14 protein-coding genes are annotated in these 14965 nt (G+C 65.0%); 5 read left to right on the top strand and 9 right to left on the bottom strand.

Features of this window, described 5'->3' with window-relative positions:
• Positions 1–40 precede the first annotated feature (40 nt).
• Positions 41–652, bottom strand: a complete 612-nt coding sequence (locus tag NTV05_16250) for an ECF-type sigma factor (protein ID MCX6545949.1) — start codon at positions 650–652, stop codon at positions 41–43.
• Positions 653–799: 147 nt separating this feature from the next.
• Between NTV05_16250 and NTV05_16245 the strand changes: the two genes are divergently transcribed.
• The 3 genes from NTV05_16245 to NTV05_16235 all read left to right on the top strand — a co-directional run bounded on the left by NTV05_16245 (position 800) and on the right by NTV05_16235 (position 4800).
• Positions 800–2110, top strand: coding sequence for a hypothetical protein (locus NTV05_16245; protein ID MCX6545948.1), 1311 nt, complete (start codon positions 800–802; stop codon positions 2108–2110).
• A gap of 97 nt (positions 2111–2207) precedes the next feature.
• Positions 2208–3371 (top strand): hypothetical protein, encoded by a 1164-nt coding sequence (locus tag NTV05_16240; GenBank protein MCX6545947.1) that lies wholly within the window; start codon positions 2208–2210, stop codon positions 3369–3371.
• Positions 3372–3750: 379 nt separating this feature from the next.
• A complete protein-coding gene (locus tag NTV05_16235) occupies positions 3751–4800 on the top strand; it encodes an NAD(P)-dependent alcohol dehydrogenase (GenBank protein MCX6545946.1) in 1050 nt (349 codons plus the stop codon).
• A gap of 229 nt (positions 4801–5029) precedes the next feature.
• Here NTV05_16235 and NTV05_16230 read toward each other — a convergent pair whose 3' ends face one another.
• On the bottom strand, positions 5030–6247 hold the full coding sequence (locus tag NTV05_16230) for an adenosine deaminase family protein (protein ID MCX6545945.1): 1218 nt from the start codon (positions 6245–6247) through the stop codon (positions 5030–5032).
• Between the two features lie 149 nt (positions 6248–6396).
• On the opposite strand from NTV05_16230, the gene NTV05_16225 reads away from it, so the two are divergent.
• Positions 6397–7833: an amidohydrolase gene (locus tag NTV05_16225; GenBank protein ID MCX6545944.1), complete on the top strand. Its 1437-nt coding sequence runs from the start codon at positions 6397–6399 to the stop codon at positions 7831–7833.
• A 37-nt stretch (positions 7834–7870) separates the two neighbouring features.
• Here NTV05_16225 and NTV05_16220 read toward each other — a convergent pair whose 3' ends face one another.
• Positions 7871–9568, bottom strand: coding sequence for an alpha/beta hydrolase-fold protein (locus tag NTV05_16220; protein ID MCX6545943.1), 1698 nt, complete (start codon positions 9566–9568; stop codon positions 7871–7873).
• Positions 9569–9701: 133 nt separating this feature from the next.
• Entirely contained in the window at positions 9702–10019 is a 318-nt protein-coding gene (locus tag NTV05_16215; protein MCX6545942.1) for a TusE/DsrC/DsvC family sulfur relay protein, read from the bottom strand.
• Between the two features lie 214 nt (positions 10020–10233).
• Here NTV05_16215 and NTV05_16210 point away from each other — a divergent pair, with 214 nt between their 5' ends.
• Positions 10234–11421 (top strand): aminotransferase class V-fold PLP-dependent enzyme, encoded by a 1188-nt coding sequence (locus NTV05_16210; GenBank protein MCX6545941.1) that lies wholly within the window; start codon positions 10234–10236, stop codon positions 11419–11421.
• A 285-nt stretch (positions 11422–11706) separates the two neighbouring features.
• Here NTV05_16210 and NTV05_16205 read toward each other — a convergent pair whose 3' ends face one another.
• The 5 genes from NTV05_16205 to NTV05_16185 form a co-directional block, all read right to left on the bottom strand.
• Positions 11707–12084: a nuclear transport factor 2 family protein gene (locus NTV05_16205; protein MCX6545940.1), complete on the bottom strand. Its 378-nt coding sequence runs from the start codon at positions 12082–12084 to the stop codon at positions 11707–11709.
• A 161-nt stretch (positions 12085–12245) separates the two neighbouring features.
• The gene (locus NTV05_16200) at positions 12246–12584 is read right to left on the bottom strand and encodes a type II toxin-antitoxin system PemK/MazF family toxin (GenBank protein MCX6545939.1); all 339 of its coding nucleotides are present in this window, start codon (positions 12582–12584) and stop codon (positions 12246–12248) included.
• Positions 12571–12831 (bottom strand): hypothetical protein, encoded by a 261-nt coding sequence (locus tag NTV05_16195; protein ID MCX6545938.1) that lies wholly within the window; start codon positions 12829–12831, stop codon positions 12571–12573. Before NTV05_16195 ends, NTV05_16200 begins: the two co-directional genes overlap by 14 nt.
• Before the next feature lie 698 nt (positions 12832–13529).
• Positions 13530–13823 carry a hypothetical protein gene (locus NTV05_16190; protein MCX6545937.1) on the bottom strand — a complete coding sequence of 98 codons (294 nt, stop codon included), beginning with the start codon at positions 13821–13823 and terminating at the stop codon, positions 13530–13532.
• Positions 13824–14089: 266 nt separating this feature from the next.
• Positions 14090–14929, bottom strand: coding sequence for a DUF1028 domain-containing protein (locus NTV05_16185; protein MCX6545936.1), 840 nt, complete (start codon positions 14927–14929; stop codon positions 14090–14092).
• Between the last annotated feature and the right edge of the window lie 36 nt (positions 14930–14965).

Here is a 14965-nt window from a genome sequence, read left to right as displayed (position 1 = left end):
AGGTTCGAGACCCCGCCACTAGCACTCTGTCGTCGGTTGGTTATCCGTGCTTCGAGTCGTCCGCGCCCCGGCGAATCTCCCGTCGGAGCCAGGCCTTGGCGAGCTTCCAGTCCCGCATGACGCTCTGCGGAGAGATCTTCAGCACGGCGGCGGTCTCATCGACGGTGAGGCCGACGAAGAAGCGCATCTCGACCACCTGCGCCTGGCGCGGGTCCATCGTTGCCAGATGCTCCAGGGCCTCGTGGATGGCCAGGATCTCCCGGGCGCGTCCGGAACCCATGTCCGGAACCTGATCGAGGTCGATGTCGGGGGACACGCCGGCGCGCCTCGACAGCCCACCTCGCTTCTGAGCGCACCGGGCACGGGCGGCGTCCACCAGGATTCCCCGCATGATGCGAGCCGACACGGCATAGAAATGGGCCCGGTCCGCCCACTTGACGTCGCTCATGGCCACGAGCCTGAGGTAGGCCTCGTGAACGAGCGCCGTCGTCTGCAGGGTCTCGCCATCCCTCCCGCGCATGTGCCGCCGCGCCAGCCGTTTCAACTCCCGGTACACGACGGGGGTCAGGTCGTCGAGAGCCGTGGCCTGCCCCTTCTCCCAGGCCCTCAACAAGGCGGTGATCTCGTGCGTCGGGGCGCCGGGCATCGGCATGGCAGGGGATTCCTCGCCGCCCATTGTAGTTTCTGCCAGCCGTTTTCGGTACCCCAATTGAGGGCCACTGATATCGAAACCGGTCTTCTGCGCCGACGCGGGCTCTTCCCGCCCCGGCCCGAACAACTCTCCTGAAGGAGCTTCGACATGAAGGTGTTTACACGCTGGATGCTCGCCGTCGCACTGAGCCTGGTGTCAGCGTCTGTCGCGCCGGCACAGGGCCGGGAAGGTCTTCCTGGCGTCCGGAACCTGCCCTCCGACGTGGCGATTGGGGTCCCGCAGCGGACTGTCCTGTACCAGAACATCGTCTACTACAGCTGGACGGTTCGCGTCGGCCCGGGCGAGCACGACGTGATAGGGCTTCACCGGGTCGTCAAGGAACGGCGCTCCCACCAACCGGCAGATCCGGCCCAGGCGGTCATGTTCTTCCCCGGGGCACCGACCTACTTCAAGGGGCTCTACCTTGAGCCGCTGATTTCAGACGTCCCCGCGCGAGATCGCGCCATTGCGATCTACCTGGCGGCCAACGATATCGATGTCTGGGGGATGGACTACAGGTGGGCGCTCGTCCCCGAGTCCACCACCGATTTCCTCTTTATGAAGGACTGGGGCATTTTGCGGGACGTCGAGGACGCGCAGATCGCGCTCACGATCGCCCGCCAGATGCGGGGCAGCACGTCCGATCCTGCGGGGCCGCTCTTTGTGTCGGGGCTCAGCTACGGCGCGCAAATCAGTTACGCCGTCGCCGCCAACGACACCCAGCGTCCGCGCGAACTCCGGAACGTGAGGGGGCTCATTCCGCTCGACTACGGCGTGAAGTTCGAGGGCGCGGACTACCAGGCACAGTCCTGCGCGAAGCTGAAGGAGCTTCGGCAGGTGATCAAGAGCGGCACGTACAACTGGGATAACCGGGACATGTTGGCGATGGGCCGACTTGCCATCGACCAGCCGTTGGAGGTTTCGCCCTATGACCCCGGATTCGACAACTATCACTTCGCGCTGGGTGTCGCAGGATGGCCCGAAGACGCCGTGATCCCCTGGCACTTTGCCGGGAGCTTGCTCGATGCGAATGGGAACCCTGATGCCCTGCGATTCACCGAGCCCAGGCTGTGGTTCGATCTGCTCGGCAACAACGAATCGCCTTACAGCCCGAACCGGATCGACGTGGAAGACGCCACCGTCAACTGCGGGAGGCGCCACCCCGGAGTCACGTACGCCGACCATGTGGGTGACATCACGGTCCCTCTCTTCTACGTGGGAGCGGCCGGAGGCTTCGGACACTTCGGGGACTATTCGACGACCCTCGTGGCGAGCCACGATGTCACGATCCTGATCGTCCAACTGCTGCCGGACGACCAGCGGGCCGAGGACTTCGGGCACGTCGACCTGCTCACCGCCGTCGATGCTGAAACCCTGGTGTGGCAGCCGATTCTGAACTGGATCAAGGCGCACAAGTAGGTGGCAAAAGAACTCTCCTCTGACACTCACAAGGGCGGCCATCACCATGTCGGTGGAAACCAAATCGCGAATCTCAATTTCAATTTCGAGGTGAAGTATGCCGAAACTCAGGAACGCTTTGTTTCTCGCGCTGCTGCTTCTGGTTGGCAGCGCCCAAACGGGATGGGGTCAAACACCACGCGATCTGGGCCATGCCCCGAATGGAACCTGGGCCGCACTAAATGCAGTGAATGATTCCGGAATGGCAGTGGGCTGGGGTGACGTTGCCGGAGATACCAGGATGTTGGGGTTGAAGCTGAGTCCGGATTCCGACTTGACCTGGATTGTAAACGGCATGAGCAGCAACGAGATGTGGGCTTCGGAGGGGATGGGAATCTCCAGCGCGGGAATCGTTGCCGGACATATCAGGTCAGAGAACGGTGAAGCAAGGGCCTATGCCTGGAACGTTGACGACAAGACAGGCGTCGATCTTGGAACCCTCCCGGGCGACGATGGCAGCGCAGCCATCGCAATTAACAGTTCGGGAACTCTCATCGTCGGCAACAGCTACCATTGGCTCAATGCCAGAAGCATCTGGGCGACAGCTGTCGTCTGGAGATTGGAGCAGGTGTGGAACCACGGCCAGCCGACCGAGAGGTGGGTGATTCATGTCCTTCCGACCGGAGGGCTGGAACAGCACAACGCCGTGTTCAGAGGCGATACTCTCAACAACTGGTCCGGCTGGGGAGTCAATGATCTGGGTCAGATCGTTGGTGATGCCTGGACCAACAAGTATGACGAGATCGCCGTGGTCTGGAATCCGGACCGTAACGGTGGCTGGACAGTCCAGCGGTTGCCGAACGTGAGCACTTCCAGCGGCAAGACGTATGGTTACACCGAGGCACTTTCCATCAACAACCAGGGCGAGATTGTCGGCGACATGAGCGCTGATGCCTGGAACACAACTACCCCCGCGTATTGGATGGTGAGCCCGCCTCCCAAGCACCACGTCTGGAACCTGACAGAGCTTGGGTATAACCAGGTGGCAATCGCGTGGTGCATCAACGATGTTGGCGACATCGTGGGGATGAATTACGATTCCGCTTCCCACATAAGAGCGGCGCGTTGGGTTACAACCGATCCAGGCAACGCGATCCAACTTGTGGTTCCGGGGGACTACAGTCGCGCTCTCGGAGTGAACAACCACGGTGTGGTGGTAGGGCGTTATCGACTTGACACCACAGGCCCGCTCCAGGCGTTTGCCGCCACGATCATCCGTTGATTCGTGGGCTTCAACATTGACGTTTCATTGAGGAGCCGCCAGAGGTATCGGACGGCTTCTTGCTCCCGATCGCGCCCTGGCGGCCTCGCAACCCCGCCCCAGCGCGATCAGGCGAACCCGATCGCTTTCGAACCATCAAGGGCCACCATCGCGGTGGCCCTTCGCGTGTAGGGGAGCCGCCTGACGAGGGACCAAGACCGGCATGCTGTCATCCATTCACGTACCATCGGTGCGGCGACAGCGGCTCGCCCGTCCGGACGCCAGGACTCGACGTACCCGGTGCCATCCGCCGACGTTGCGCACGCCCGGCGATGTCAGTCAGAATCAGCTTGAGCCGGCTCGCCGGTGGGCATGGCAACGACAACGCGAGGGATCCATGATGAACACGACGATCGGATACGCGGCGCACAGCGCGACGACGCCGCTCGAATCATTTCCGTTCGAACGCCGCGAACCTGGACCGAGCGATGTGGAGATCGAGATCCAGTACTGCGGAGTGTGCCACTCCGACCTGCACACGGCACGCAACGAGTGGATGAACACGGTGTACCCGGTGGTCCCGGGTCACGAGATCGTGGGCCGGATTAGCCGCGTCGGCGGCAGCGTGACGCGCTTGGCGAAGGGCGATCTGGCCGGCGTGGGCTGCATGGTGGATTCCTGCGGGACCTGCCCGGACTGCCGCGACGGCCTGGAACAGTACTGCCAGAGCGGATCGATCTTCACCTACAACAGCCCCGACACGCACACCGGGACGATGACCTACGGCGGCTACTCGACGCGCATTGTCGTCGACGAGCGGTTCGTGTTGCGCGTGCCGTCGTCGTTGAGCCTTCCCGGTGTGGCGCCGCTCCTGTGCGCGGGGATCACGACCTACTCACCCTTGCGTCACTGGGGAGTGGACCGGGGACAAAAGGTCGGAATCGTGGGACTCGGCGGGCTTGGCCACATGGGGCTGAAGTTCGGGCGCGCCTTCGGCGCCCACGTCGTGCTGTTCACGACCTCTCCCGGCAAGATCGCGGACGCGCGCCGGCTCGGCGCGGACGACGTGGTGATTTCGACGGACCGGGACGGCATGAAGAAGCACGCCGGCAGCTTCGATTTCATCCTGGACACCGTCGCCGCCCCGCACGATCTGGACGCGCTCACCGCGCTGCTCAAGCGCGACGCGACGCTGTGCCTGGTGGGGGCGCCGGCCCAGCCGCATCCGTCCCCGGCCGTCTTCAATCTGATCTTCCGGAGGCGACGGATCGCGGGCTCGCTCATTGGCGGCATCCGCGAGACCCAGGAGATGCTCGACTTCTGCGCGGAACACGGCCTCACGTCGGACATCGAGATGATCCGGATGCAGGACATCAACATCGCGTACGAGCGCATGCTGAGAAGTGACGTGAAGTACCGTTTCGTGATCGATCTCGCGTCGCTGCGCTAGTCAGGCCGTCGGCGCGCCATCGTCGTCACCCTCGGCCAGGCCGACCGCCTGGTCGAAGACGACGTGCAGATTGAGGTTGTGCCGGCTTGGCGCTGGCGTGCGCAGTAGGGTCGCGCCGGCGCAACCGAAACCGCAGCGCGATCCGACGCGGTCACGTGGTCGAACGTACGGGACGGCATCACTGGGGCGCTTCGCGCCGTGCTGCGATGACTTGCTCCTCCGCGCCGCGTCACGACCTGACGCTGGCGTCGTGGTCGAGAACGGAGTCGGCGAAGTCGATCACCTGGCGGACGTAGGCGCGCTTCTCCAGATAGGTGCCGGGGAAGAAGCTGCGCTTGAAACCGTAGACGAGGATGTCGCGCACCTCACGGTCGGTGAGGGCGAAGGCGTCCGCCGCACGCTGGATCTCGTCGGTCACGGTGGTGTTTGACACGAGCCGGTTGTCGGTACAGAACGTGGTTGAGAGCCGGCGCTTCCGCATCTCGGCAAACGGGTGCCGGCTCAGATCCTGCCCCAGTTCCGGAACGGTCTGCTGGTTGGACGTCAGGCACACCTCGATCGTGATCCGCTTGTCGGCGACGAACTGCGCCAGGCGCTCGACGTACGCCTTGCGATCGGTGACGCGCCTGCCCGTGATTTTCGATTCGTCGAACAGCCACGTCCCGTGGCCAATCCGGTCGGCGTGCAGGTTCCCGATGGCCTGGAAGATCGACTCGGGCCCGTAGTCCTCGCCCGCATGGACCGTCTTGCCGAGAAACGCCTCGTGCGCCACCTGGTAGGCCGCTCGATGGTCCTCGGCCGGATAGCCCTTTTCCTGTCCCGCCAGGTCGATGCCGACCACCAGCAATCCCTCGTCGTGCTTGAGCCGCGCCGCCGCCCGCGCCACCTGCACACTGGCCGCCGAGTGCAATTCGTGTGGCGGTGCCTCCGGCAGCGCCTCGAAGAAGCGCCTGTATCCTTCCGAAAGAGCCGGCGTGAAGTAGCGCAGCGCGCACAGAATGATCCCGGCAGCGAAGCGGGGCTCCAGGCCGGCCGCCACCTCGGGCCGGGAGTTGAACGCGTCCGAGGCCAGGCGAATTCCGGCGTCCACCGCCCGCACGACGTCCGAGAACTCAAACTCGCGGCGGACGTGAAGCTGGGGCGCGAAGCGAATCTCGACGTACCGCACGCCCTCCGCCTGGCAGTCCTCGCACAACTCGAACGCCGCCCGCTCGAGCGCTTCGCGATCCTGCAGCACCGCCACGGTGTAGCGAAATCCCTCGAGATATTCTCCGAGGCTGGCGTACCGAGGACGAAAGACCGTCTCCCGAAGCCCGTCCTCGGTCAGCGACGGCAGTTCGAGGCCGCGCTCGCGGGCCAGCTCGATGAGCGTTGGCAGGCGCAGCGACCCATCGAGGTGGACGTGCAGATCGGTCTTCGGCAGGCGGCGAATCACGTCACGTGTCATCGCGTCTCCCTCACCACTATACTCGCGCCGCGCCGGGAGAAGAGGACCGAGATGTCGGGCCGGGGTTTCGAGTAGACTTGGCACGCGTTGGTCGACACCACGCGTCGGCCCTTCCCGTTCCTGCTGGCCGGTCTCTGGAGGATCGCCATATGCTGCGTCGCGTCTTGACGGTGTTCTGTTCGGTCGCATTCGTATCGATCGCGTTTGCTCAGGCCCCGCCGGCGTCACAGAAATCGGCAGTCGTCGCCGCGATCGACGCGCGCGCCGCCGAGCTCGCGCGCCTCAGCGATCAGGTCTGGGCGTTTGCCGAGACGGCGCTCCTGGAAACGAAATCAGCCGAGGCCCTCGCCTCGTATGCCGAAGCGCAGGGATTCCGCGTCCGCCGAGGCGTCGCCGAGATGCCCACGGCGTTCGTCGCCGAGTACGGACAGGGTGCGCCCGTGATCGGCGTGCTCGGCGAATACGATGCGCTTCCGGGGCTCTCGCAGAAAGCCGAGCCGGCGCAGTCTCCGCTCGAGGCCGGTGCCCCCGGCCACGGATGCGGCCACAATCTCCTGGGCGTCGGCGCCCTCGGGGCGGCCGTGGCGATCAAGGAACAGATCGCGGCAGGGAAGATCGCCGGCACGATCCGCTTCTACGGCACGCCCGCCGAGGAGAGCGTGGGCGGCAAGCTCTACATGCTGCGCGCAGGGCTCTTCAAAGATGTCGACATCGTGCTCTCGTGGCACCCAGGCGACGAGAACAACGCCGACACGCGGAGCAGCCAGGCCATGGTCGACTTCATCGTGGAGTTTCACGGCAAAACCGCACACGCGGCCTTAGACCCGTGGAATGGGCGCAGCGCGGTCGACGGGCTGGAGATCTTCACGCACTCGGTCAACTACCTGCGCGAGCACGTCAAGCCCACCGTCAGGATGCACTACTCCATCGTCGATGGCGGCCAGGTGCCCAACGTGGTTCCCGCCTACGCGAAACTCTGGTGCTGGGTCCGCGATTCTGATCGTGACGGCGTCGAGGACGTGATGACGCGGATTCGGAAGATCGTCACCGGATCGGCGCTCGCCGCAGACGTCGAAGCGAAGCTGACGGTGCAGAGCGGCTCCTACAACATGCTGGTCAACATGGCGGGCCAGCGCCTGGTCTTCGACAACCTCAAGTGGCTGGGACCGCCGGCGTTCACGCCGGCCGAGCAGGCCTTCGCCCGCGAGATTCAGAAGGCCGCGGCGATCGAACCGGCCGGCCTCGACGCGACCATCAAGCCGTTCCTGGACAACCCGGGGCCGCCCGAGGGCGGATCGACCGACGTCGCGGACGTCAGCTGGAATGTTCCGACGCTCCAGCTCACCGTGACGACGGCGCCGAAAGACGCCCCGTGGCATGCCTGGCCGGTCGTCGCGTGCGGCGGCATGTCGATCGGCCACGCGGGCATGACGTACGCGGCGAAAGCGCTGGCCTCGACGATGGTCGATCTGTTTGCGGATCCGGCGAAGCGGGCGGCGATCCGGAAGGAGTTCGAAGCGAAAGTGGCCGGAAAGCCGTTCCAGAGTTACCTGCCGGCCGGGCCGCCGCTCGTTCCGAAACGCTAAGGCCGCAGGCGGCGCCTCGCCCCCGGCCGAGCCTCGTCTACCGCGGCCACCACGACGCGGTGGCCCAGTCGGGCTTGTGCGCCATGATGTGCTGCGCCATGTCCTTCAAGCGCTCGCCCTGGTTGACCGGTCCGCTCCAGCAGTGCGGCTTTCCGTCGCCGTAGAGGAAGAACCCCTCGTAGTGCGGGTTGGCCGTCGTCTTCATCCAGTCCTGCAGCTCGCGCGTGGAGTTGTTGAGGAAGTAGGTGTCGGCCGTCCCGGTGTAGACGTGAATCTTGTCCACGAGCTTCGGCCCGACCGCCGCCCAGTTCCGCTGGAGGTAGGCGAGCAGGTCGTAGTTGTCCTTCCAGTATTGCGCCACCTTCGGATCAATCTCGCCCGTCCGCTTGTTGAACAGCGGCTGGAAGTAGCCGTCGGCGCCGAGGGGGCCGTAGACCGCCGACCAGATATCGAGTTGTTCTCCCGACCGGCCCTTCGTTCCATTCACCAGCTCGAAGCGATTGCGCTGCTCGGAGGTCTGGCGCACCTGGCCGTTCACTTCGCGGCTGTTGATCGTGGGCACCTTCAGCCAGCCGTTGGCATTCGTCTTGTAAAACGCGTTCGTGTCCTTGTAGATGTTGATGCCCTCGACATCCGTGAACGTGACCGAGTCGGGGCAGGACGACCACGTGCCGCCGAAGAAATCAGGATGGAAGATCTGCAGGGCGAGCGACTCCCATCCGCCTGTCGAGCCGCCCGAGAGCACGCGCGCGTAGGGCTCGCGCATCACGCGGAACCGCTTCTCGACCTCCGGGATGAGTTCCTGCATGATCGCGTCGCCGTACGGGCCGAGGTTCACGGAGTTCACCGCGTACGAGTCGTCGAAGTACGGTGCAGGGTGCTGGAACGTCACGACGACCATCTTCGGGAAGTCGAGTTTCATCCAGTCCATCGAGATGTTGTAGGCCTGGCGTTCGCTCGGCTTGAACTCGGTATCGAATCGGAGCGGCGCGCCTGCTGAGAAGTGGCCCTGGTCGTACAGCACCGGGTAGCTGGTGGTTTCGCGGTCGTATTCGCGCGGAAGCAGTACCGTCGCCCCGAGATAGACGGGCCGCCCCCAGAACTTCGTGAGCATCTGGCTCTGGAACTTGAACCGCTTCACAAACGGCGTGTCGGCTGGAGGGGCGATCGGCGGAATGACCTTGTCGGCGGCCAGCTTCACGACGCCGCCCGCGGCCGGGTCGAGGCGTACCGTCGTCGGTGCGCTGTAGAGGTTGCCCGGCGACACGGTCCATCGCTGGCCTTCCCACTGGTCGTCGTGCATCCACACCACGTGGCCGTCGGCGCGTTTGAACTCCGAGTAGACATTCACCATCGCCTGAACGACGTAGTCGCCGGCGGGAATGTCGCGGAGGCTGTCGATCGGCGTGCCGAGATCAGTCTCGTCGATGACGGCCGGCGTGCCCGGCGCCAGCTTCTCGACGTCGCGGCCGAAGAGCGGCGTACCCGTGCGGCCGATCTGCTGGCGCGGCTCGCGGTCGCCGGTCCGGGCGATCATCACGTAGACGCGGCCGGTCACCGGGGCCGCGTGTGCGGCCGCCGGGAACGTGATTTCGAAACGCAGGGCCGGCGGCCTCTTTGCCGCCTTCTGCGGCGAAGCGGCGGCAACCGTGACAGACATCGCGAGCGCGGCAAGGCCGAGCAACATCTTCGAGAACAGGCGAATGGCCCCGCGGGCCTGGCAAGCGCGCATCATGCCTCCAGTGGTGTTACGAAGTGGACATTGTAGACCACTCGCGCGCAGCCGAACTCGCGGGAATCTCGGGCAGACGCACGCGGTGGGAGCGGAGCAGCGGCGGGCGCCCGTGCGCTCTCCGCCGGCACCGCCTTCACACACACCCCTTCGCACTCGGCAGACCGGCGACCTTGCACGCCCCCTTGGCCGGGCCGCCCGGGAAGAGCTCGTAGATCTCCTTGAGTGGAATACCTGTCTGCCTGCAGAGCTTGCGGACAAGCGGCGGCACGTGGAACTCGACGTAGTGTCCGCGAACGTAGCGCACGATCTTCCAGTGCTTCGCCGTCAACTGCCCGACGCCGTCCGCGGCGGCGAGCGCGGCGGCGACCTCGTCGTTCCAGCGATCCGGCTCCAGGATGAACCCGTCTTCGTTCACCTCGAGCGTCATGTCGCCAACCGTCAGCTGCGGCATCGTTCTCACCTCGTGTACACCGTTTCTACCACGACACACGAGGTCAGATCCAAAATGCAGCATTCTCAGGCTCCTTGGATCGCGGGACAGGGCAGTCGCTCATCGAGCGTCGACCGATCCACTCCGGTGGACAAATGCTGCCTCTGGTGTTTGACTCGACGGGCAGTCGCACGGAGCGCCAAGTCGGCCTTCGGCCTGTGTTATCGTGTCGCGCATGGAGATCGGCCTCCGCGAGGGCCTGCACTATCTCGACAACGCGGCGACGGTGTTCCCGAAGCCGGCGCCGGTCCTGCAGGCCATGGTCGATTTTGCCGCTTCCGCCGGCGTCGCGCCGGGCAGGTCCACTTTCGACCTCGCCATGGTGGCGGAGTCGATGATCGAGGACTGCCGCCGGGCGATCTGCGAGCTGTTTCACGGCCCCCACCCGGACCGGGTCGTCTTTGCGCACAACGCCACCGACGCGCTGAACCTGGTGATCTTCGGCCTGCTCCGCCACGGCGGCCACGTGGTCTCGACGCGGCTCGAGCACAACTCAGTGCTGCGGCCCATTGCTCACTGCGTTGACGACTGCGGCGCCCGCGCGACGCTCGTACCGTTTGATGGCCGCGGCTATGTCGACCCGGACGACGTGAAGCACGCGATCGGGCAGGACACCCGCCTCGTCGTTATCAACCACGCGTCCAATGTGCTCGGGACCGTGCAGCCGATCGCGGAGATTGGCGCAGTCTGCCGGGCGGCTGGTGTGCCGCTCTGCGTCGACGCCTCCCAGTCCGCTGGCATCGTGCCGATCGACATGCAGGCGATGCACGTCGACATCGTCGCCTTCACCGGGCACAAGTCGCTGCTCGGCCCTACCGGCACTGGCGGTCTCGCGGTCGGTGAGGGCGTCGAGATCCCGCACACGCGCGCCGGCGGCACCGGCGCGAATTCTGCCTCGCGACGGCACCTCGAGGAGTATCCCTTCCGTCTCGAATATGGGACCCCCAACGCGATGGGGATCGCGGGCCTTCGGCGCGGCCTCGCCTTTATCACGGAGCAGGGCGGCGGCGCGGCGATGTGGGCCCGGGAGATGGCGCTCGCACACTTGTTGTCGCAGGCGATCGCCGAGACGACGGGCGTGACGACGCATTGCGCCCCCGGGTCCATCGACAATCGCACGCCGGTCGTGTCGTTCAACATCGACGGCATGGACCCCGCGGAGGCGGGCACCCGCCTCGACGTTGATTTCAACGTCGCGTGCCGGACGGGTCTGCACTGCGCCCCGCTGGTGCACGAGTCGCTCGGCACGGCGCCGGCCGGATCGGTGCGCTTCAGCATCGGGCCGTTCACCAGCCCGGCCGACGTCGAGGCCGGAGCAGAGGCGGTCCGGGCGCTGGCCGCCGAGGTTCGCGGCCGCCAGTGAGCACGGGCGAGCGCGCCGGTCAGGACGTGGGCAGAATTTGGCGATCCACACGGAGGTTCTCACCGATCGGCAGGTTGACGTGCTCGACGCCATCGCGTCCGTCGCGTTTCCGCCTCTGATTGCGGCCGCGTTCGGCCGCAGCTGAATTGCGTCACCCGTGTAGAACGCCAGCGGACTGCGGATCGCCTCGATCCAGCAAGTCCGTCAGGGTCTCACAGGGTCACCTTCCAAGCGGCGAGTGGATCAGTTTCCGAGCGGCGAGACTACCAGGCCCAGACCGTACGATCAGAACATCCCGTTCTTATTGACAATGTTCTTCGGTACGGCCTGACCAATATCCCAGAATTCTGCAATCCGATCGTGTTCGAATCGAAAGATGTGAACGACTGCCATATCGAGATTGCTCGCGGCGCGTCGGAGCCTCGAATGAACGGCAACATAGTCACCGTCTTGAAGGGCCGCTTGAACGGTCAGCGTCTTGCCCGGGTTTCTTGATTCGTCTTCTTCCATGCCTTCCCTGAGCGACACGGCATCACCAGGAAAGAACGGATTGTGGTGGCGAAAGCTTCTCCCCACCTGCCGTCGGTATGCCGCCCGAACGTCACCGGAGACTACGAGAGTCAGGAACTCGACTGCGGCGTCCTTATGAGATTGCTTCGCCATCGCAGAACTCCCTGGTCCAGCTCACCTCCAATCGACAGCAAGCGGGCTGTCACGGCTTGCTGGGCACGGGCTTGCCTGCGACGCGCGCGTCGAGGGTCCCGGCCGGCCGCCCCGCCTCGCGGCGGAGGATTGCAGATCACACGCAATGATCGGGACCCGGCTCAGAGCGCCAGGATCTGGCGAAGCCGGTCCTCGACCGCATGAAGCTCTGACGCAGGCAGTTCGCCCATTTTGGAGGCGATCATGTCGTGTTTGATCGTTCTGACGATGCCCGTGACGATCGACGGGTACAGCAGGCCGGATTCTCGCCAGGCCTTGACCTTGTAGTCTCCCACCAGGAGCCGGCCGACGTTGCTCGTGATGGCGGCCAGGATCATCTCACGCCGACCCTGATGATAGCGGTCGGTGCTGACAATGAGCCCGGGCCGCTGTTTGGCGCCTTTCTCGTCGGCAAAGACGAACCTGACCAGCACAACGTCGCCTCGACTAAAGCTCGTCATACGCGGCGTCCTTCGGGTTGTTCCACAGATCTGCCAACACCGGATCAGCGCCTTCGTTGAGGGCGACCAGATCGGCGAGCGACAACTCGTCGGCAAGATCGTGCCTCAATCGCGCCTCGACGGCCTGCCAGACGTAGTCCCGAATGGATTGATCGCGTCGTGCCGCTGCGATGTGAATGCGACGCCGCGCTTCGCGTGGGACGTCAATGCTGAGTCGCGCTCGGCGCGGCTGGTTCGCTGTCGGCATGTGTTTCACCCTCGACCCACATTGGCACAAATACGTAAATGTGTCAACGGCCCGCAGACGTCAACCGGCGAAGCCGATCCGTGATCAGGTACGAGTTGACGAAGTCTGCACCCTTGGAGACGATGGCCCGCGCTTCTCGATCGGCCAGAGCAATGATGTCCCGGTTTGGCGAAGGTTACGACTCCCGCCACGTCCGGGGGCGCCAACGCGCGCACCAACGTACGGGCGCTTGTCGCGACATCGTCGCGCTCGAGTTGCTGGAGCGGCTCGCCGTGATCACGCTACGTCCCAGCCGAATTCCCGCGTGCAATCTCGATTCCCCGCGCGATTATCAGCCCTGTGTCAGAGTCGGCGCGTACCCTGGGAGCGTCAGATAAGGGGCCTTATCTTCATCTCGCCCGGGGGGACGCTTTGGGCGTCGCTCATGCTTCCTATCGTCTGTCAGCGGTGACTGATCGCCAGTAACCCATCATGAAACAAATGACCAACGTTGTGGAGGCAGTGACCGCGCGTCGCGATGAGCTTCGAGCGGAATTGGATCGGGTTGAACAGGCGATGGCGGTGCTGTCAGAAACTGACGCCGGCCCGGCCCGGACGTCGTCCAGGTCCAGAAAAGGGCAGTTGGTGCCGTGCGGGGCGGATAACTCCCCGCGGCCAAAGCCGACGCGAACCATCAGTGAGGAGACCCAGTGGAATCTTCAGTTCCGTTGGGCGCAGCCGTCGAAATCCAGGTCACAACGCAGGCAGCGGCCGGCCTCGCGGCGGGCGGCTTCCTCCGTGACGACCTGCTCCACCTCGACCAAGTCGGCTCGTCGCTCGTCGGCGAGCACATGAGGTATGGCGAGGCGTTGGGTGCGCCCGGCGCCGACCGAGCCCTGTCGTGCCGGAGCAGGATCCACGTACCTTTCCGACCGGGCAGCGTCGACCGCCGAGTTGCCTCCGCCAATCACACCTACTCTGCCCTTCGCTGCCATCACGCGCGCTCGACGCATCGTCGACTTCCGAAATCAACTCACCCACGAGTATCCGACCGTCGACGACACCGTTGTGTGGGCGATAGCGGACCGCGACGTGCCCGTGCTGCGAGACGAATGCTCGGCGTTCATGAACAGCATCCTCGCTGATGGCGAAGCGGACCAGGCTGGATTCCCACGCTAGCTGACGCCCTTGTGGTTGGCGCACCGCTCACGGCTCTGGGCCCTCGGCCTGCCTTGAAGCGCGTCTTGCCGTCAGGCTACGAGTGGCCAAGCGCCAGCCGCTAGCGCTGCGAACCGCCGCGCCCGCGCGCACCCCGGCCTGCAGGTGACTTCTCGACCAGTCGCCGCAGTTCCTTGATCGGTTCGGGGTTGTCGTCCACCTGCAAGCGCAGCACGACGTCGTTGTGCAACCACACGCCGGCGTCTTTCTTAACGACGATGAGCGCGGCGGATTGCTGGCCGCGATTGTCACCGCCAGCCGCCTGTCCCGCTTCGAGCGCGGCGACCAGTCGCAATGAGATGTGACGGCGGTTGCCGTTCGCATCCTTCTCGCTGTTCTCGAATCCCGCGACCATCGCGGCCGGCACGTTGCTGGGTTTGATGCCGTCAGCCGGCGGCCACTTCCCGTCCGGGCGCCCGAGCGTGTTGCCTTGCGCGGTGCAGAACTTCCCCTGTGCGTCTCCGAACTCTGCAGGCGCGCCAGGCCCGGAGTACGCCGCGACTTCGCCCTTCGCGTTGATCACGGCAAACTGGCGGCCGGCTTTCGGCCAGGCCTGCCGGCCATAGCCGGGGTCGGGATCGCTGTCGAGAACCGCGGTGATGATGGCCTTCGGTGTAGTCCCTGCGCGCAGGAGTGCGAGTCCCTTCGGCCCGTACCCGACGTCCACGATCGCCTGCGTCGCGACCGCGCCCACACCAGCCTCGGCCCAGAGGACGCCGTTGCCGACAGAAAACACCCTCGACTGGACAGCGGCGCCGATCTCCTGCGTCTCTGGGTCATAACCAAGGATCGAAAACGTGCCGGGAGGCTCGATGCCAGGCGCCTGCCGGCCGGCTGGTTGCTGCGTCGTCGTGACGATCAGCGCAAGAGTTATCACAGTGGTCGCAAGTGGCGTCTTCATAAGCATGGGCATTTGACCCCAGACGTCGGTGGCATG

The sequence above is a fragment of the Acidobacteriota bacterium genome, assembly GCA_026393755.1.
GTDB lineage: Bacteria > Acidobacteriota > Vicinamibacteria > Vicinamibacterales > JAKQTR01 > JBAXOX01.
Note: the sequence above shows the minus strand (reverse complement) of the source record. Positions and strands in the feature narration are given on the sequence as shown.